At 72.1% G+C, this 18,545-nt stretch carries 13 protein-coding genes; 7 read left to right on the top strand and 6 right to left on the bottom strand.

Translation table 11 applies throughout. From position 1 onward, the window contains the following. Positions 1-23: 23 nt before the first annotated feature. From NR792_RS29335 to NR792_RS29325, 3 genes are all read left to right on the top strand, one after another. The gene (locus NR792_RS29335; RefSeq protein WP_375756008.1) at positions 24-2,540 is read left to right on the top strand and encodes a VIT domain-containing protein; all 2,517 of its coding nucleotides are present in this window, start codon (positions 24-26) and stop codon (positions 2,538-2,540) included. 100 nt (positions 2,541-2,640) lie between these two features. Further along, entirely contained in the window at positions 2,641-4,458 is a 1,818-nt protein-coding gene (locus NR792_RS29330; protein WP_375756007.1) for an acyl-CoA dehydrogenase, read from the top strand. 78 nt (positions 4,459-4,536) lie between these two features. Next, the gene (locus NR792_RS29325; protein ID WP_375756006.1) at positions 4,537-6,207 is read left to right on the top strand and encodes a hypothetical protein; all 1,671 of its coding nucleotides are present in this window, start codon (positions 4,537-4,539) and stop codon (positions 6,205-6,207) included. A 181-nt stretch (positions 6,208-6,388) separates the two neighbouring features. On the opposite strand, the gene NR792_RS29320 is transcribed toward NR792_RS29325, so the two are convergent. Beyond that, positions 6,389-7,492 (bottom strand): hypothetical protein, encoded by a 1,104-nt coding sequence (locus NR792_RS29320; protein ID WP_375756005.1) that lies wholly within the window; start codon positions 7,490-7,492, stop codon positions 6,389-6,391. Between the two features lie 388 nt (positions 7,493-7,880). Between NR792_RS29320 and NR792_RS29315 the strand changes: the two genes are divergently transcribed. Together NR792_RS29315 and NR792_RS29310 are read left to right on the top strand one after the other, a co-directional pair. After that, entirely contained in the window at positions 7,881-8,585 is a 705-nt protein-coding gene (locus tag NR792_RS29315; RefSeq protein WP_375756004.1) for a LysM peptidoglycan-binding domain-containing protein, read from the top strand. 266 nt (positions 8,586-8,851) lie between these two features. Continuing rightward, positions 8,852-9,232 (top strand): response regulator, encoded by a 381-nt coding sequence (locus NR792_RS29310; protein ID WP_120528438.1) that lies wholly within the window; start codon positions 8,852-8,854, stop codon positions 9,230-9,232. On the opposite strand, the gene NR792_RS29305 is transcribed toward NR792_RS29310, so the two are convergent. Then, positions 9,226-11,148, bottom strand: a complete 1,923-nt coding sequence (locus NR792_RS29305) for a PAS domain S-box protein (protein ID WP_375756003.1) — start codon at positions 11,146-11,148, stop codon at positions 9,226-9,228. The two genes, NR792_RS29310 and NR792_RS29305, sit on opposite strands and share 7 nt — an antisense overlap. Positions 11,149-11,255: 107 nt before the next feature. Beyond that, on the bottom strand, positions 11,256-11,516 hold the full coding sequence (locus tag NR792_RS29300; protein WP_375756002.1) for a hypothetical protein: 261 nt from the start codon (positions 11,514-11,516) through the stop codon (positions 11,256-11,258). Positions 11,517-11,705: 189 nt separating this feature from the next. On the opposite strand from NR792_RS29300, the gene NR792_RS29295 reads away from it, so the two are divergent. Next, positions 11,706-12,389, top strand: a complete 684-nt coding sequence (locus tag NR792_RS29295; RefSeq protein ID WP_375756001.1) for a response regulator — start codon at positions 11,706-11,708, stop codon at positions 12,387-12,389. 7 nt (positions 12,390-12,396) lie between these two features. On the opposite strand, the gene NR792_RS29290 is transcribed toward NR792_RS29295, so the two are convergent. From NR792_RS29290 to NR792_RS29280, 3 genes are all read right to left on the bottom strand, one after another. Next, positions 12,397-15,465, bottom strand: coding sequence for a bpX6 domain-containing protein (locus tag NR792_RS29290; RefSeq protein ID WP_375756000.1), 3,069 nt, complete (start codon positions 15,463-15,465; stop codon positions 12,397-12,399). A 17-nt stretch (positions 15,466-15,482) separates the two neighbouring features. Then, positions 15,483-17,300, bottom strand: coding sequence for an LpqB family beta-propeller domain-containing protein (locus tag NR792_RS29285; RefSeq protein WP_375755999.1), 1,818 nt, complete (start codon positions 17,298-17,300; stop codon positions 15,483-15,485). Between the two features lie 112 nt (positions 17,301-17,412). Further along, positions 17,413-17,877: a hypothetical protein gene (locus tag NR792_RS29280; RefSeq protein WP_375755998.1), complete on the bottom strand. Its 465-nt coding sequence runs from the start codon at positions 17,875-17,877 to the stop codon at positions 17,413-17,415. 164 nt (positions 17,878-18,041) lie between these two features. On the opposite strand from NR792_RS29280, the gene NR792_RS29275 reads away from it, so the two are divergent. Beyond that, on the top strand, positions 18,042-18,512 hold the full coding sequence (locus NR792_RS29275; protein ID WP_375755997.1) for an SRPBCC family protein: 471 nt from the start codon (positions 18,042-18,044) through the stop codon (positions 18,510-18,512). The last annotated feature ends 33 nt before the right edge of the window (positions 18,513-18,545 follow it).

The raw sequence follows: 18,545 nt of genomic DNA, 5'->3' as shown, positions 1-18,545 counted from the left end.
CCCTGAAACCAAGGTTCCCAACCATGCGAGTCCTGCTCGCCACGCTCTTCGTCTGCCTTCTGGCCGCCCCGGCCTCCGCGCAACCCTGTCCCCCGGCCGCTTCGCCCACCGCGGGCGTCGCCCAGGGCACCCTCGTGGCCCGGTTCCGCCAGCAGCCGCAGCAGGCCGCTGACACCGCCACGTGCCCGGACACGGAGCCGCGCACCTTCAGCCTCAAGCACACGGAGGTGGACGCGGAGGTCAGCGGCTTCCTCGCGTCCGTCACCGTGACGCAGGTGTTCGAGAACCCCTACTCCGCTCCCCTCGAAGCGCTCTACGTCTTCCCGCTGCCGGAGATGGCCGCCGTGGACGGCATGGAGATGCACATCGGTGAGCGCGTCATCACGGGCGTCATCCAGACCCGCGAGCAGGCCCGCGACACCTACGAGCGCGCCAAGGCCGAGGGCAAGACGGCCGCGCTGCTCGACCAGGAGCGCCCCAACATCTTCACCCAGTCCGTCGCCAACATCCTCCCCGGTGAAACCATCCGCGTCCGCATCCACTACGTGGAGCGCCTCACCTACGACGCCGGCACCTACCGCTTCAGCTTCCCCATGGTCGTCGGCCCCCGCTACATCGGCGGCACGCCGCTCCCCACGCGCCAGGGCGAAGGCGTGGAGCCGGACACCACCACCGTCCCCGACGCGAGCCGCATCACGCCTCCCGTGCTGACCGACACGCGCAGCGGCCACGACATCCAGCTCACCGTGCGCCTGGACGCGGGCCTCCCGGTCCACTCGCTGCGCTCCACCACCCACCGCGTGGACGTGACCCGTGAAGGCCAGTCCCGCGCTCGCGTCAGCCTGGGCCGCGATGACCGCATCCCCAACAAGGACTTCATCCTGGAGTACGTCGTCGCCGACGCGCTCATCCGTCCCGCCGTCCTCATGCACCGCGACCCTGGCGCGGACCACGGCTACTTCCTCGTGATGCTCAACCCGCAGCTGTCCCCCACCCAGCGGGAGATCGTCCCGCGCGAGCTCTACATGGTGCTCGACACGTCCTGCTCGCAGTCCGGCCTGGCCATCGAGAAGTCCAAGGCCATCACCCAGGAAGTGCTCACCCACCTGATGCCGGAGGACACCTTCCAGGTCCTCAACTTCGACACGCAGGTGACCAAGTTCGCCCCCACCGCCGTCCCCGCCACGCCGGAGAACATCCAGAAGGCCCTGCCCTACGTGGCCAACTTCTGGGGCGGTGGCGGCACCGACGTGAACATCGCCGCCCGCGAAGCCATGCTGCCCCCGAACGACCCGGCCCGCCTGCGCATGGTGCTCTTCATGACGGACGGCCTCATCGGCGCGGATGAGCAGGTGCTCGGCACGCTCCAGGAGCACCTGCGCGAGGAGACGCGCATCTTCTCCGCCGGCGTGGGCTCCAGCACCAACCGCTACCTCATCACCAAGATGGGCGAGCTGGGCCGCGGCGCCTCCACCCTCGTCAACCTCAACCGCCCGGAGGAAGACGTCGCCCGCGAGTTCGAGCAGCGCATGCGCGGTCCCGTCCTCACCTCGGTCGGGGTGGACACCGAAGGACTGCCCGTCAGCGACGTGTACCCGAAGTCCGTGCCGGACCTCTTCGCCGGCCAGCCGCTGTTCCTCGTGGGCAAGTTCACCGGCACCGGTGACGGCGTCCTCCGCATCTCCGGCCGCGTGCGTGGCCAGGTCCGCCGCTTCGACGTGCCCGTGCACTTCCCCGAAGTCGCCCCGGAGCATGACGCGCTCAAGAGCCTCTGGGCCCGCCAGCGCATCAATGAGCTGACCGTGGAGGGCTACCGCGGCGAGACGCCCGAAGTCATCCAGGGCATCACCGAGACCGCGCTCCAGTACCACCTGATGAGCCGCTACACGTCCTTCGTCGCGGTGGAGCAGGTGGCGCGCACGGCCCCCAACGGCGAGACGGTCCGCGAGAGGGTCCCCGTGCAGCTGCCCGACGGCATGGTGGCGGGCGCGCTCAGCCGCGAGGAGATTCCCCCCGGCGACCCCATCATCTCCGTGCGCGCCCCGCGCAACGCCCGCCGCGTCACCGCCTACTTCCCCTTCGGCCTGGTGAAGCCGCTCACGTTCGACTCGCTGACCCGTTCGTGGCGCGGCCGCTTCCTCGTGCCGCTGGGCATCGCGGATGGCTACTACACGGTGTTCATCATCGCGGAGCTGGCGGACGGCCGCGTGGAGCGCAGCGAGGTGCGCTACCGCCTGGACTCGAAGGGCAACGACTTCGACGTCGTCCTCTCCCAGAAGGAAGTGGCCCCCGGTGACACGCTGACGCTGGACGTGGACGCGGTGGAGGCCACGCAGGAGGTCAGCGTGTACGGCGACCTCTTCGGCGAGGACCAGCAGCTCCTGGACACGCAGGACCGCCTGCGCTTCACCAAGGCCCTGGTCATCCCGGAAGGAACGCCGGCCGGTACGTATGAGCTGGTGTTCGTCGCCCGCGACGCCGCCGGCAACCGCTTCGAGCGCCGGGAGACGCTGCGCGTCATCCACGCTCGGCGTGACTGACCCGCGAATCAATCTCGGGTACCCTGGCGGTCCGTTTCCGGCCCCGCGCCTTCACCGGCGCGGGGCTGTTTCATTCGCCCAGGCCGCGAGGAGTCTTCCGATGTCGTCGTCGTCCCTGCACTACACGCCCAACCTCCGCGATATTGAGTTCAACCTCTTCGAGTTCCTGGACATCGGGCGCACGTCGTTGGGCAAGGGCCCCTTCGGGGACCTGGACGAGACGGCGGCCCGGCAGACGCTGGAGACCTTCGCCCAGCTGTGCACGCAGGAGCTGGCGAAGAGCTTCGACGAGTCCGAGCACAACCCGCCCCAGCTGGTGAACGGCGAGGTGAAGCTGCCCCCCGGCCTCAAGGCGGCGATGGGCGCCTACTACGACGCGGGCATGCACCTCTTGGAGACGCCCACGCACCTGGGCGGCCTGGGCGCGCCGCCGTCGCTGGGCTGGGCCGCGTTCGAGCTGCTCTTGGGCTCCAACCCCGCGCTGGCGTTCTTCACGCTGGGCAACCTGCTCGCGCGCGTCATCGACAAGCTGGGCACGGACTCCCAGAAGAAGCGCTTCCTGCCGCACATCCTGGACAAGCGCTGGAGCGGCTCCATGGTGCTGACGGAGCCGGACGCGGGCAGCGACGTGGGCGCCGCGCGCACCAAGGCGAAGCACGTGGACGGCGACGTCTGGGAGATTGAAGGCGTCAAGCGCTTCATCACCAACGGCGAGTCGGACATCGCGGAGAACATCATCCACATGGTGCTCGCGCGGCCGGAAGGCGCGGCGCCGGGGACCAAGGGCCTGTCGCTGTTCGTGGTGCCCAAGTTCTGGGTGAACGAGGACGGCAGCCTGGGCGAGCACAACAACGTCGTGTGCACGAAGCTGGAGAAGAAGATGGGCCTGAAGGGGTCCGTCACGTGCGAGCTGACGTTCGGCGACGGCAAGCCCACGCGCGGCCTCTTGCTGGGCGAGGTGCACGACGGCATCCGGCAGATGTTCCACATCATCGAGAACGCGCGCATGGCGGTGGGCCTCAAGTCCATGGCCGCGCTGTCCGCGGGCTACTACCGCGCGCTGTCGTTCGCGAAGGACCGCGTGCAGGGCAGCGACCTGGCGAAGGCGCGCGACAAGTCCGCGCCGCGCGTGAACATCCTCCAGCACCCGGACGTGCGCCGCATGCTGATGGCGCAGAAGGCACACGCGGAAGGCCTGCGCGCGCTGGCCCTGTTCACCGCGTCCGTGCAGGACCAGGTGGAGCTGCAGGGCGGCCACCGCTCCACCGCGGCGGGCGAGGCGGACGTGCTCAACGACATGCTGCTGCCGCTGGTGAAGGGGTACGGCTCCGAGAAGGCGTATGAGCTCTTGTCCCTGTCGCTCCAGGTGCACGGCGGCTCGGGCTTCCTGACGGACTACCCGGTGGAGCAGTACATCCGGGACCAGAAGATCGACTCGCTCTACGAGGGCACCACGCACATCCAGGCGCTGGACCTGCTGATGCGTAAGGTGGCGCGCGACGGCGGCGCGACGCTGATGGGCTTGCTGGAGCGCGTCCGCGCGACGGCGGACGGCGACGAGGGCGGTCCGGAGCTGAAGGCCGAGCGCGCCGCGCTGGGCGAGGCGGTGGGCCACCTGCAGACACTGCTCGGCACGCTGATGGGCAAGCTGGGCGAGTCCGTCTACCACGTGGGCTTCCAGGGCAACCGCGTGCTGTTCGCCGTGGCGGAGGTCATCATCGGCTGGCTGCTGGTGCGCCACGCGGCCGTGGCGCTGGACCGGATGAAGACCAACCCCGGTGACAAGGCGTTCTACGGCGGCAAGGTGGCCAGCGCCCGCTGGTACTGCCACGAGGTGCTCCCCGGCATCGCGCACGCCGCGCGCATGGTGGAGCACGGCAACCTGGACCTGATGGACGTGCCGGAAGAGTCCTTCTAGGCCCGCTGGCCCCGAGCCGCGGGTGCGGCTCCGGGGAGACACACCGGGCTGGCCCGGAGTTCGCAGTGGGGGTGGAGCATGATGCTCTCCACCCTCACCGCGCTGACCCTGGCCGCCACCGTCACCAACACCGAGACCGTGCACGACCTGGAGCCGTTCGGCGGCCACGTCGTCGCGTGCACCGAAGGCGGCCTGGAGCTGTTCACGCCCACGGGCCGCCCGGTGCGCGTGCTTACGGTGGAGGACGGGCTGCCCAGCCACTTCTGCCGCGCGCTGGAGTCCACGGGCGACCGGCTCTTCGTCGCGACGGATGAAGGGCTGGTGTCGCTGGACACGGGCTTCCGCGTGACGCCGGTGCTGGACGTGCGCTGGCAGGCGCTGCCTCCCGCCGAGGACGCGAGCACCCCGGACTACGTGAGCCGGCTGGAGTCACTGGCCGCGGTGCTGACGCCGGGCCCCGCGTACACGGCGTTCTCGCCCCGCTTCGCGGGCACGGCGGAGGGGCGCCTGTTCGAGCTGGGCACCGAGCGCGCATGGTCGCTGCCGGGACCGGTGCGCTTCATCTCCGACACGCGGGACGGCGTGGACGTGGGCACCACCGAGGGCGCGTTCTCCATCAGCGCCAGCGGGCGGCTCTCCGCGCTGCGCGACGTGCCCACCGGACCGCTGTCGTTCACCGTGACGGAGCAGGGCGTGCGCATCGTGGGCAGTCACGGTGAGGTGCACGCGTGGGAGACGGAGTCCGTGCCGCTCCAGGCCGTGAGCGCTCCCAAGGGCGCCACCGTGTTGAGCGCGAGCTGGGCGGGCACTCGCGCCTCCGGCGTGTTCATGCACGGACCGAAGGGGTGGCGCCGGGTCACTCCGACCGGACAGCTCTGCGGCAATCACATCACCGCGCTCGCCCGGCATCAGGGGCGGCTGGTGGTGGGCACGTTCGACCGGGGCGCCTGCTGGCAGCGCGAGGACGGCCGGTGGCAGAGCTTCCGCTCGCCCTCGCTTCCCAGCAACCAGGTGCTCGGCATCACCAGTGACGGGCCGAACCTCTACGTCGCCACCACGTATGGCCTGGGCTTCCATGACGGGAAGACGTGGACGCAAATCGCGTACGGGGCTCGCAACCCCGTGGCCCTGGGGAAGCTGTCCGTGCTCAACGTGTCCCAGATGGATGAGGGCGTCGCGCTGGTCGACGGCCGGGGCGTGTCCCTGGTCACCCCTGGTACCGCGCCCCTGTCGCTCGTGAAGCGGCTGCCGCTGCCGACGGAGTGGAGCAAGCATCCTTCCGTGGGTGAAGCCGCGGGCCGCTTCCTGTGGATGGGCAGTGAAGACCGGGGCCTGCTGCGCTGGGACGGCGCGAAGTGGCAGCGCTTCCACGACGGCCGCGACCTCACCGACAACTGGATCACCGCGCTGTCCACCGACGCGCAAGGCCGTGCCATCGCGGGCACCTGCCAGGACGGCTTCAGCTACTTCGACGGCGAGAAGTGGACCCGCGTGCGCACCGCGTCCGGCCTCCCCTCCCCCGCCATCGTCTCCGCCGCGCTCGTGCCCGGGGGCGCGGTGGTGGGCACGCTGCTCGGCGCGTCGTACTTCGACGCGGGCACCGGCGAAGTGCATGCGCTGCCGAAGCTCGCGGATCCGCGCGTCTACGCCGTGCTGCCGGAGGGCGACTCCACCCTCTTCGGCACCGAGGGCGGATTGTCGAGCACGACCTGGAAGCCCCTGACCACTCCCGCGCTCAGCCGACGCTGACAGGTTGAGAAGGTGAGAACCCCGCTTGGGCTCCCCGTCGGCGGAGCACCTCGCGAACCTGTCCGACTGTCGGACAGGTTGGGAGAACCGCCGCTTGGGGGGCGCCTCCGCTTCACCGGGCAACGGAAACCTGTCCGACTGTCGGACAGGTTTGGACGCGGCGGGCCTCCGGCCCCGTCGCTTATCCCGGTTTCGGCGCCGCCGCTCGCGCCGCCAGCTCGCGCTCCACGTACAGGCGCAGGATGTGCATGAAGTCCTGCGCGTTCGTCACCACGCCGAAGGCCTGGTGCGTGCCCCGGTCCTTCAGCTTGCTCACCACGAACTCGGAGGAATCCACGCAGATGGTGGGCAGCTCGCGCAGCGTGCCGTCCTTCTCCGTCACGAACGCCGGCAGCATGTTCCCCGTCGCGATGGCGTGCAGCGCCGTGGCCACGAGCACCGCCATCGTCGCCTTCACCGCGTGCCGGCGCATCGCGTCCTGCGCCGCCAGGTTGTCCGTCACCACGTCCGGCAGCGGCCCGTCATCCCGGATGGACCCCGTCAGCACGAACGGCACCCCGTGCTTCACGCACGCGTGCATGATGCCGTTGGTGATGACGCCCGCCTCCACCGCCTTCGCGATGGAGCCCGCCTGCCGCACCCGGTTGATGGCGCGCATGTGCAGCCCGTGCCCGCCCGACGTCGCCTCGCCCGCGCCGCTCATCCCCAGCGTCGTGCCGTAGATGGACGCCTCGATGTCGTGCACCGCCACCGCGTTGCCCGCGAGCAGCGCCCCCACGAAGCCGTTCTCCACGAACCACGTCATGTCCGCCCGCGCCCGCGAGTGCACCAGCGCCGGCCCCGTCACCCAGATGGGATAGCCGCCCCGCTCGCGCTCCTCCACCAGGAGCCGCGCCATGTGCGCGTAGTCGATGGGCTTCTCGCGCGACACCTCGCTCGTCATGAACTTGAACTCGCCCTCCCCCTCCTCCATCAGGTAGGCCATGTTCACGTAGACGCCTTCGCTGCCGTCCTCCGCGCGCCCCACCACCACCCGCTCCCCCGCGCGCACCCGGCGGCCCTCTCGCACCCAGAGCTCGCCCTGCGCGTCCAGCACCAGCGCGCCGTCCATGCGCGGCTCGCGCGGCATCCGCCACCGCCCGTCCACCCGCACGTACGTGGGCAGGTTCGTCGTCGTGAAGAAGCCCTCCGGCAGCACGCCGTCCGAGGGCGCCGGGGTGAAGCGCGCGTCCGGGAAGCTGGCGAACCGCGCCGCCGTGAAGTCGGGATGAGCAATGGTCGTCACCCCGCCACCATGCGCGGGCCCTCCCACCCGTTCAAGCGTGGCGCACACCTCCATCCCCTCGGAATGTTTCCCCTTTCATAAGGCCCCTCACCTGGACGCCGCCGGGCGCGCCCGCCTCTCCCCGGAAGCACGACGGCCAGAGCCGCTAAATCCCCGGGAATTACGCGCCGCGACAGGGCCTCCCCGGGCGGCCCACCGGGGTCCTGCCGCCGGTTCGCGGCCGTTTCGGGGCCGGGATTCCGCTCTGGGTGCGCCTGGTGCGCTCCATGTGTGCGCTTAGCGTGAAAAGCAGGTGGGGGACGCAACCCGGGTTCTTGAACGGCGAGAATGGAAGCAATCGCAGCCGGTGACCGAGGTCGGGTCACTGCTCCCACTCTCGGAGCCCCCCATGAGCTACCGCATCCAATCTGGCGACACCCTCTCTGGTCTGGCGAAGCGCTACGGCACCTCCGTGGACGCGCTGATGAAGGCCAACCCGGAGATCCAGAACAAGGACCTCATCTACGCCGGCAAGTCGCTGAACATCCCCGGCTCGCGCGACAGCTTCGAGCCCGGCACCCAGGGCCAGGGCGTGCGCGGCGGCGGTTCCGGCGGCTCCAGCGGCGCGGGCAACGTGACGGCGCCTCCGGGCGGCGCGGGCCCGGGCACGCGCGGCCCCGGTGGCAGCCCGTTCGACATCGCGATGTCGCACATGGGCAAGAACGCCGGCTCGCTGAAGCTGGAGCAGAGCGGCGTGGGCGCGGACATGGAGGACTGGGTCCCCAACAACGTCAACTGCGCCAACTTCGTCTCCGCGTGCCTGGAGCAGGCCGGGCAGATCAAGGACAGCCAGCACAGCGCGTCCGTGATGACGCTCCAGGCGAACCTGGACCGCGACCCGAACTTCAAGCGCGTGGACCTGAAGGACGCGAAGCCCGGCGACGTCGTCTCCATGAAGGTGGGCAGCGGCCAGCACGTGGTGATGTTCGCGGGCTGGAAGGACGGCAAGGCCCAGTTCATCGGCTCCAACAACGTGAACTCGGACGGCTCGCAGCGCATCAGCCTCACGTCGATGAACTACCCCATCATGTCCGTGCACCAGTACCAGGGCTGAACAGACCTGGAGCAGCGGTCCCCGGTGGGGCCTTCGCCTTCCGCGCCCTGACGGCCGGAAGGGGGAGGCCCCATCCGCTTTTCGCGGGCCTGGCTCCAGGGCCCGGCCCCAGGCTCCAGCTCCAGGCTCGGAGTACCGCCTGCCCTCCCGGGCAGCCCGATTGGCGCCGGCTGCACAGTGCACGTGGCCTAGCGTCCAGGGTTGGACGTTCCCTGGACACGGGGTCTTTGCGGACGTGGCCGGACGGAGGGAGGCTTCCTGACGCCATGCGAAGCCTCATCCTCCTCGTGGAAGACCATGTCGACAGCCGTGAGATGCTGGAGGAGTTCCTCACGCTGGAAGGATTCGCCGTGGAGGTCGCCGGCAACGGCCTGCACGCCTGGGAGCGTCTCAGGCGCGGCCCCACGCCGGACGTGATGCTGCTGGACCTGATGATGCCGGTGATGAGCGGCTGGGAGCTGATGGAGCGCGTGCAGAAGGAGCCGCGCCTCAAGAACCTGCCCGTCATCGTCGTGTCGGGCGCGGGCGCCACCCGCCCCGTGCCCCAGGGCATCCGGGCGTCCATCCCCAAGCCGCTGGACCTGGACGACCTGATGCGCGCGCTGGAGCCGTTCCGCTCGCAGTCGCACTTAGCCGCCGCCTACTGAGCCGGGGCCGCGGGCAACACCGGCTCGCGGGGCAGGACGACGCGGAAGACGGTGCCCTCGGACGCGCGCGAGCGCACCTCGATGCGGCCCCCGTGGCCCTTCACCACCTGTTCGACGATGTAGAGCCCCAGCCCCAGGCCGCCGTGCGTGTTGCCGCCCGCGCCGCGCCGGAAGGGGTCGAACAGGCGCGGCAGCAGGTCCGGCGGGATGGGGTCTCCGCCGTTCTGCACCTCCAGCACCACGTTCGTGTCCGCGTCCGTCAGCGAGAAGCGCACGGGGGAGTCCAGCGGGCTGTACTGGAGCGCGTTGCCGCCCAGGTTGCTCACCACCTGGAGCAGCCGGTCCGCGTCCCAGACGCCGTCGTAGCGGCCCGGGCCCACGTTCAGCGTGAGCGAGCGCTCCGGCCACGCCGCCTCCAGCTCCTCCACCGCCTGGCGCACCACCATGCGCACGTCGCCGGGCACCCGCTCGATGGGGATGCCGCCGCCCAGCCGGCTGCGGGTGAAGTCGAGCAGCTCCGAAATCATCCGCCCCATGCGCTCGCTGGAGCGCGCGATGCGGGACACCGCCTTGCGGTCGCGCTCCTGGAGCGCGTCGCCGTGCAGCAGCTTGGTGACGGACAGCTGGATGGCGTTGAGGGGGTTTCTCAGGTCGTGGCTGACGATGGCGATGAGCCGCTCGCCGAACTGCGCCGCCTCGCGCGCCGCATCCTCCGCGCGGCGGCGCTCGGTGACGTCCACCAGCGTGACGACGCCCGCGACAATCTGGTTGTCCCGGTCGCGCACGGGCGCGCTGGAGCCCAAGAGGTGCGCGGTGGTGCCGTCCGGCCGGCGCACCTGGAGCGGCTCCGCCTGGCGCGTCTCGCCGGTGCGCAGCGCGCGCGCCATGGGCCACGCGTCGTCCGCCAGCGGCTCGTTCTCCGCGGTGAACATCTGGTGTGACGACTCGTAGTCCGCCAGGCTGGCCGAGGGCCGGAACGGATGGCCCAGGAGCGACTCCAGTGCGCGGTTGCCCAGGAGCAGCCGGCCGCTGGGCGCCTCCGCGATGAGCACGCCCGCGGGCAGCTGGTCCAGCACCGCCGCCAGCCGCGCGCGCTCCGCCTCGATGGTGGCCAGCAGGCGCTGCCGCTCGGCTTCCGCCTGACGGCGCTGGGTGATGTCCAGCACCGTGGCGGCGCGGCCCACGCGGCGGCCCGTCGCGTCCCGCAGGGACGTCACGTGCACGAACGCGGGGAAGCGGCTGCCGTCGCGGCGCAGGTGCAGCGCTTCGTATTCGTGGAACGGCTTGGAGCTGGCCGCGGCCATGTGCCGGGGCAGCGCGCCCCGGGACTCGGGCGCCACCAGGTCCTCCAGCTTCAGCCCCTTCAGCGCCTCCGCCGTCTGCCCGTGCATGCGCGCGAGCGCGGGGTTCGCCGCCACGAACGTGCTGTCCTCCGCGCCCATCACCGCCACGCCCACCCCCAGGTGCGTGAAGATGTCCTCCCAGCGCCGGGGGCCCGTCGCGTCCGGGACGCCCTGCTCGCGCGCCGCCTCCGCCGCCTCGCGCGAGGCGAGCAGCCGCGCCTGGACGTGGGCCTCCAGCGCCGCGGCCTCCACCGCGTCCACGGCGTCGTGGAAGCGCTCCACCTGGGCGTCCTCGTCCGGGCCCGCGCCGCCGCGCTCGCGCCACAGCCGCAGCACCGTGTCGCGCAGGCGCCGGAAGTTCGTCGTCGTGGGGTGCCCGTTGGAGCCCTGCACCAGCAGCGACAGCTCGCGCGCCAGGGCGTCGGCGACGTGCGCGTCCGGGTTCGCCATCCGGGCCGCCACCGCGGACAGCCCGTGGGAGAAGGTGTCGCCTGAGCCGGGCGCTTCGTGGAGCCATGCGTCCTGGAGGACGTCGCGGGACTGGAAGAGGAAGTCGGCGAGGGACAGGGGCACGGTGCGCGAACTCGGGGCGAAGGGCCTTGGGGGCAAAAGCCGGAGCGAAAGGGTCCCACCGACTTAGGCTCCCGCTCCCGCTGCGACAAGGACCGTCTGCCCCCGTGTCAGGAGGTAGGCGAACGGACGAGGCCCAGAGGCCGCAGGGCGGTCAACCGCAGGAGCCCCGTGCCCGGCTCCACGCGGTAGCGGACCTGGAAGCCGCAGGCGAGCACCGCCGCCCCCTCGCGCCCCGACGGCGTCACCGGCAGGGACGGCATCCGGCTGACCAGCGCCCCCAGCTCCCCCTGGAGGCGCTCGCGCACGGCGGGCGCACACGCCGTGAGCGCGCGCACCACCGGGGGTTCCAGCTGACAGCGGTAGGCCATGAGCGCCGCGAAGGGTGTGCATCTACAGCGTACCTGCAAGATGACAGTGGGGCGGTGATGACGGCGGTCGAACAGGGAGCGTCTGGGGGGAACAATCCCCGGGGCGCACTGTCGGGCAGGCGACGGTGGGGTTCCTGGCAGACCCGGGTCCACTGCCAGAAACCAAGGAAAAGCGGGTCAAATCGAGGGATGGCCCTGGGCGTCCGTCACCTGCTGCTCGTCGAGGACGATCGGACGTGGCGGGAGGGGGTGGGCCGGGCCGCGAGCGAAGCGGGCTTCCTGGTGTCGTCCGTGTCGGACGGCGCGGAGGCGCTGCACTGGCTGCGGCACCGCCCGCGCGCGCAGCACCCGGACCTCATCCTGTTGGACCTGGTGATGCCGCGGCTGGATGGGTGGGAGCTGTACGGCCAGCTGCGCACGGACGCGCGGCTGCGGCACCTGACGGTGATGATGATGTCCACCGGGAGCGGCACGCCGGAGGTCCCGCTGCAGGGGGTGGTGGGCTTCCTGCACAAGCCTCCGCATCCGGAGGCGCTGGTGCGGGAGCTGGCGGAGCGGCTGCGGAAGCTGCCCGGGCGCCAGGACCCGCCACGCAGGCCGTACTCGCTGCGGCTGCCGGACGAGTCGCTCTACGCGCTGCATGCCCTGCCGGCCCCGGTCCGTCACGCGGTGCGCGTGCACCTGCTGCGCGCCGCGGAGCTGTCCGCCACGGAGCTGCCGCTGGCGTCGTCCTGGCTGATGGCGCTGCACAGCGAGCAGCCCTCGCTGCTGGTGACGGTGGAGGGCGTGCGCGTGGTGCTGGAGGTGGACGACGCCGCCTGCGCGCTGACCGCGAGCATGGTCATCGTGCCCAGCCACCTGCGCTACTCCTGACGCGGGCTCACACCACCGGCACGCGGTGGACCTCACCGGACGCCAGGTCCAGCCACACCACGCGGCCGAACAGGTCGTGGACGGCGCACCACTCCTCCGTGAGGCGTACGACCTGGGGCGGGGTGCCGGAGAACTCCACCGTGGCGCGCGCGTGTCCGGCGAGGTCGCGCAGGACGGCCGTGTGCAGCTCGCCCTTCTGGAAGCGCGTCATGCTCCAGGCGTGCGCGAGCGCCATGCCCACGCGCTCGTCGCCCTTGGGGGACGGGATGTGGAAGCGCCGCACGGCGATGGGGGCCAGGTAGGCCCAGAGGCCGACCCCCGCGCCTTCGGGCACCGCGATGCGCCCGGCCACCGCCTCGCCATCGGGCGTGAGCGCGAGGGTGTCCGGCGTCCCCACCAGGTCCGGCATGTGCGTGCGCCCGCGCAGGGTGGGGCCGCCCGCCAGCACGTAGCACCAGCGCTCCAGCCGTTCGAAGTCCTGGCCGGGGGTGAGGTGCAGGACGAGGAAGGACAGGTGCTGCGCGTCGACGGCCAGCTTCAGCACGGTGCCGCCCACCTGGGACACGCGCCACAGGGAGCGCGGCTCGGCGGAGAGCGTGTCCACCATGCTCACGGTGTCGCGCACGGCGGTGAACCACCGCTCCCCGTCGTAGGTGGAGGCCCACGCGTCCAGCTCCGCGTCACACCAGCGCGTGGCCCGGCGCTCCACCAGGTCCAGCCGGGACAGGCGCCACAGGTCGCCCCGGCGCGCCAGCGCGAGCGCGCGGTTTCCCTGCGTGGACACGACGAGCGAGAACGCCGGCACGTCGAAGTTGGCGAGCGTGCGTCCGTCCGGGCCCACCAGCCGCGCGCCCGCTTCCCCCAGCGCGAGCAGCACGCGCTGGCCCGGCAGCACCACGGCGTCATGCACGGCGTGGGCGCCCGCGTCGTTCCGGTCCATCCACACGCGCACGGCGGGCAGGTCGTTCGCCTCGGCCCAGGGGCGCCGGAGGGAGGGGTGTGGCGTGGGCAGGTCCGTGCGCAGCGCGGCCAACGCGGGGGTCCCCAGGGAGCGCAGCTGCTGGAGGCGCCGGGCGCGGGACGGGAGGGCTTCCTCCGCCTCGTCGCGCAGCAGTGCGCGGACCGTGGGGACGAGGAGCGCGTCCCGGGCCTCGGTGGCGGCCTCGCGCAGCAGCTCCGTGGCGAAGGCCAGGCGGTCCGGGGCGCGTGTGGGGGCGTCATCCGACAGCAGGGTCTGGACGTCCTCGCGCGCGGCGCCGAAGCCGTCCGGGAACCCGAGCGCCAGGCGCGCCAGGAGCTTCGCGCCGCTCTCGCCACCGGCCTGGATGCCGCGGTCCACCCAGGCCCGCGCGACGTGCCGCGCGGAGGTCACCGGCCACACGGCGTCCACGGCGCGCGCCCAGTCACCGGCCTCCGCGAGCGACTCCGCCCACAGCAGGCGCAGGGCCTGGGCTTCGGCGGGGTGGGTCTTCTCCAGGCGCAGCACCGCGTCCGCGAACACGCCCGAGCGCCGTGCGATGGACACCGCGCGCGCCACGTCCTTCGCGAGGAACCACTGGCGCACCACGAGGCTCGCGGGGAGGTCGCGGCCCTCGGCGAGCTCCGCCGCGAGCTGGAAGCGGCCGTGGCGCTCCAGGAAGGACACGGCTTCCTCGGTCGCCTCCAGCAGCTCCGCGAGGACGAAGGCGGCCTCGTCGATGCGGCCTTCACGCTCCAGGCGGCGGAAGGTTTCGCGGTAGCGCTCGCGCAGGGCCTCCATCACGGCGGGGCCACTGGCGAACACCTGCGCGGCGCCACTCCGGCCGCGAGGCTGGATGCGCAGCTCCTGGCGCGGTCCGGGGACTCCGAGCGCCAGCTTCGCGCGCTCGTCCAGGTCCTTGCCCAGGGGGATGGCGTGGCGCAGGGCTTCGTCGAGCTTGCCCTCGTCGAAGAGCTCGAAGAGGTGGCGGAGGTAGTCGCCCTGGCGCTGCCCCACGAGTCGCCCCAGCGGCGTGTTCTGGAGCATCCAGGCCTTGAGCTGCTCGAGCGCGCTGGGGCCTTCGGGTTCGGCGGGACGTTCGCCGGCGTCCGGTGCGGGCAGCGAGCCCTGCCGTGAAGCCGTGGCACTGTCGCGCCCGCGCAGCCCGGCGAGGAGCCGTGAGAACCAGCCAGGCCCCGCAGGCCCCGCACCGGAGCCCAAGGGGGAGGACGCGGAGCCCGAGCCGAAGAGGCGCTGCCACAGGCCGGGACTGGATGCGCCCGGACCGGAGATGCCTGGGGAGAACGCGCTCCGCAGCCGTTCGAGCCATCCCGCGCGGCCGGCGGTCACCGTGTTCGGCGCACCTTCCGCGTCCGCGCGGAAGGCCTGGCGCAGGCGTGAGAAGAAGCCCTCACGGCGCACGGTCATCGAGCCTTCCGCCGCGTCACCGGGGGCCGCGCGGAAGGCCTGGCGCAGGCGTGCGAACAGGCCTTCACGGCGGACGGTCAGCGTGGCTTCACCGGGCTTCTGGGAGAAGGCCCGCCGCAGCCGTGCGAAGAAGCCCTCTCGCGCCACCGGGACTTCCTTCCCGGTCATGCGCGCCAGCATGCGCTCCGCTTCGGGCGCGAGCGCGGGCACCTTCGGGCCGAACCACTCGCGCGTGGGTGGAGGCAGCGGCTCCAGCGCGCTCTGCATGGGCGGAGGCGGCGCACCCAGTCCCTTCACCGGCACGCGCCGCCACTCCGACACGTCCAGCCACGCCCCCGGATCCACCTGGCGCAGCGCCCCAGGCGCGTACATCCGCGCGACCCCCTCGTGCACCAGCACGACGGCTCCCGCGGGCGGCGCCAACCGCTCACGCTCCTTCGCGCTCAGCGGCGCGCTGGTGAGCACGCCGGCCTCCAGCACCAGGGGCAGCCCGGGCGCGGCCTCCACCGCGCTCTTGCACGGCGCCGCCAGCTTCAACAGGTGCCCTCCCGCCAGCGCCCAGACCGTGGCGCCGGGCCTCCACGACGCCAGCACGCGGCGGCGCGCCTCGGCCTCCCCCAGTGTTCCGGGATGGAACCACCAGGCCGCCGCCACCACGGTGCCCCGGTGCACGTGGGCACGGGGACTCACGGCTCCAGGCGAGGGGCTCACGACGTGGCCTCCGGAACGGAGCGGTACAGCACCGCCTGCTCCATCAGGTCCCACAACACGAACTCACCCGCCTGCGTCAGCCACCCGAACACCGGCTGCCCGTGGCTCGCCGCGGCCTGCACCACGGGGCCACTGGCCACCACGAGCTTCCTCAGCGCTTCACGCGAGAAGAAGTGGAAGGTGCGTTGATCCGGAGCCAAAGCGAGCAGGCCGGGCGGAGACGGAGCGGGAGGCTGCACCACGCCCACCACCCGGTGTCCGTCAAGCAGGGGGACCACCGACACGCCCGTGTTCAGGAACAGCCGCCAATCCAGTTCCTTGTCACGCACCGCGAGCAACCCCGCATCAGGATGTGCCCCCGACGGCGAGTAGCCGAAGTACGCCTCCCCCTGCCGCGCATTGAGGGGAACCTGGCGGGCCGGCTCCTCGCCCAGCACCTTGAGCCTCGAGATGATCGCCCGCCCCGTTCCTCCGCCCTGGGGCCGCAGCACACAGACAGGGCGCGAGTTCACCTCCGCCATCGCGGAGACCTGCTCCTCCTCCACCCCGAGCGCCGAGGTCCCCAGCGAAGTAGGAGGCGCCAGTGAGAACAACCGGTCCTTGCCATCCTTCAACCACAGGTGCTCCTGCCCCTGTGGATCCACCCAGCTCAAGAGGTTCAACGGCAGCGCGCTTCCCACGGTGTCCGGCCGCGAGAGGTCATCCGTCGCGTGGTAGCGCGCCTTCCGGAAACCCTTTGGCGTATGCACCTGCCCATGCATGACGTACGCGCCCAGGTGACGCGCGAGCACCAGCAACCCACCCTTGGAGCGCCATCCCGCCGCGACGACACGCTGCCCGGAAGGCACCTGCACGCGCCGGGGCTTGGGCAGGGTGGCGCGAGGAGAATGCGGCACCGCCATGGCCTCGACGCCGCCGTTCGCGGAGAACAGCAGCACGCGCCGGCCGTCCCCGGAGAAGGAGAACTTCACGATGCGCCGGTCGGCCGTGCGCGGCACCCCCGCCGACGGCGCGCGGTTCGAGCTGAACGGGTTGCGCAGCAGGCGCAGACAGTCGTCCGCGGGAGGAAGCTCCAGCACCACCGAACGGGGCACACGGGCCGAGGGCCGCACGTCCACGGTGAGCCGGTGCGCGCCGGGCTCCATCGGCTCGGAGACCTCCACGCGGGACATCCCCTCCGCGCCCTCCAGGCGGCCCAGGCGTGAGGAGCCCACGAGCCACACGTCCTCGGGTGCTCGTGACAGGTCCAGGGCTTCGCGCCACGTGGCCAGGTGCGGCGCGGACACGGGCGTGGAGGAACGGGCTTCGAGCCACGCGAGGAGCGACGTGCCGCTCAGGCCCGTATGGGTGCCACGGGCAGGGTCGGACTGGAGCGCGCCCCAGGTGAACGCCGCGCCCACGGCCTCCGCCCGGCGCGCGAGCACGACCAGCAACGCGAGGTGCGCGATGCGCGGCAGGCCCAGCTGATCAGGCCCCACGTCCAGCAGCACCACGGTGCGCCGAGCTCCCTGCGGCTGACGGAACGCGGGCTTGAGGAACGACAGCTCGCCGAACGCCGCGCGGCGCACCAGCTCCTCTGGCGCCTCCAGGGCCCAGAGCCATTCACTGACGAGCAGCCGCTCGAAGGTCCCCCGGCGGGAGAGCCCGTCATAGCCCTGGGGCTCACCGCCCTCGGCCTCACCGCGAGGCCGCAGCGTCCCGAGCGCCGCCGACAGCCGCGCCACATGCGGCCCCAGGTGCCGAGCCAGGTCCTCCGGAAAGAGGGCCAGCTGCGTCGCCCACGGGCGCAGCGCGGGAGGCAGCGCGGTCGTCACGAAGCAGCCTCCACGCTCGTGGCAGGCACCCACGCGGTCAGCGAGGCGCGCACGACGGGCCTGGCCGCCGCCATCGAGACAAGCCCCCTCGACGCTGGCATCACCACGGTCGTCACGACGCAGCCTCCACGCCACCCGTGGCGGACAGCCACGCGGTCAGTGAGTCGCGCGCGACGGGCTTGGCCGCTCCCACCGAGACGAGCACGCCCGACATGGGCAGCACCGCGAGCGGCGCATCCCCCTGCCCCGCGAGCAGCGCCCGCTCCAGCAGCGCAGGCGCCACGTCCGGCTCCAGCGCGCAGGGCAGCAGCAGCGCGGGCGCCAGCGGGTCACGCCCCAGGTACACCGCGCCATCCACCCAGGGCAGCGACGCGGCGGTCCCCAGCAGCACGAGCACGTCCGGCCCCGCGACCCCGCTCCACGACTCCAGCACCGCATCCTCCGCCCGCGACGCGCGGCGTCCCAGCGCGAGCGCCACGGGCCCCACGCCGGCCACGGCCAGGGGCTCCAGGGGCAGCACCCGCGGGCGCCAGCGCACGGGGAGCCCCGCGACGACCGGTTCCGGTGGCGGCCTCATGACGCCCTGCTCCCGCGCATCCCGCGCCCGTTGCTCACGCCGGCACTCTAGAACGCCTCCCACCGAGGGCGAAGCGGCGTGAGCGCTCCCGGCGGACTTGACGCGCGACAGTCCGCCGGCTTCCCGCTGTACAGCGCGCGGGGCCGTTGCCCATGCTCCCCCGCATGAGCACGACCCGGATCCACCACCACCTGAAGGCCCCTCGCTCGCGCGTCTACCGCGCCCTGATTGACGCCCGCGCGGTCGCGACCTGGATGGTCCCCGACGGCATGACCAGCCACGTGCACGAATTCGAGCCCCGCGAGGGGGGCGCGTTCCGCATCTCGCTCACCTACGACGCGCCCACGGAAGCCGGCAAGACGACCGCGCACACCGACACGCACCATGGCCGCTTCGTGAAGCTCGTGCCGGACGAACAGGTCATCGAGACCACCGAGTTCGAGACCACCGACCCCGCGCTTCGCGGAGAAATGCGCATCACCTTCACGCTCACCGACGCGAAGGACGGCGGCACCGACCTCGTCGCCGTGCACGAAGGGCTCCCGCCCGGCGTGCCGCCCTCCGACAACGAGCTGGGCTGGAGGATGTCCCTCGACAAGCTCTCACGCTACGTCGAGCACCCCGTCCCGGCGTGAGCCTCATCGCGACGGTGGCTCCCGCGCCGCGAC

The organism is Corallococcus exercitus (assembly GCF_042231735.1).
In the GTDB taxonomy this organism is placed as follows: domain Bacteria; phylum Myxococcota; class Myxococcia; order Myxococcales; family Myxococcaceae; genus Corallococcus; species Corallococcus exercitus_B.
This window is presented reverse-complemented; position numbering and strand designations above follow the sequence as displayed.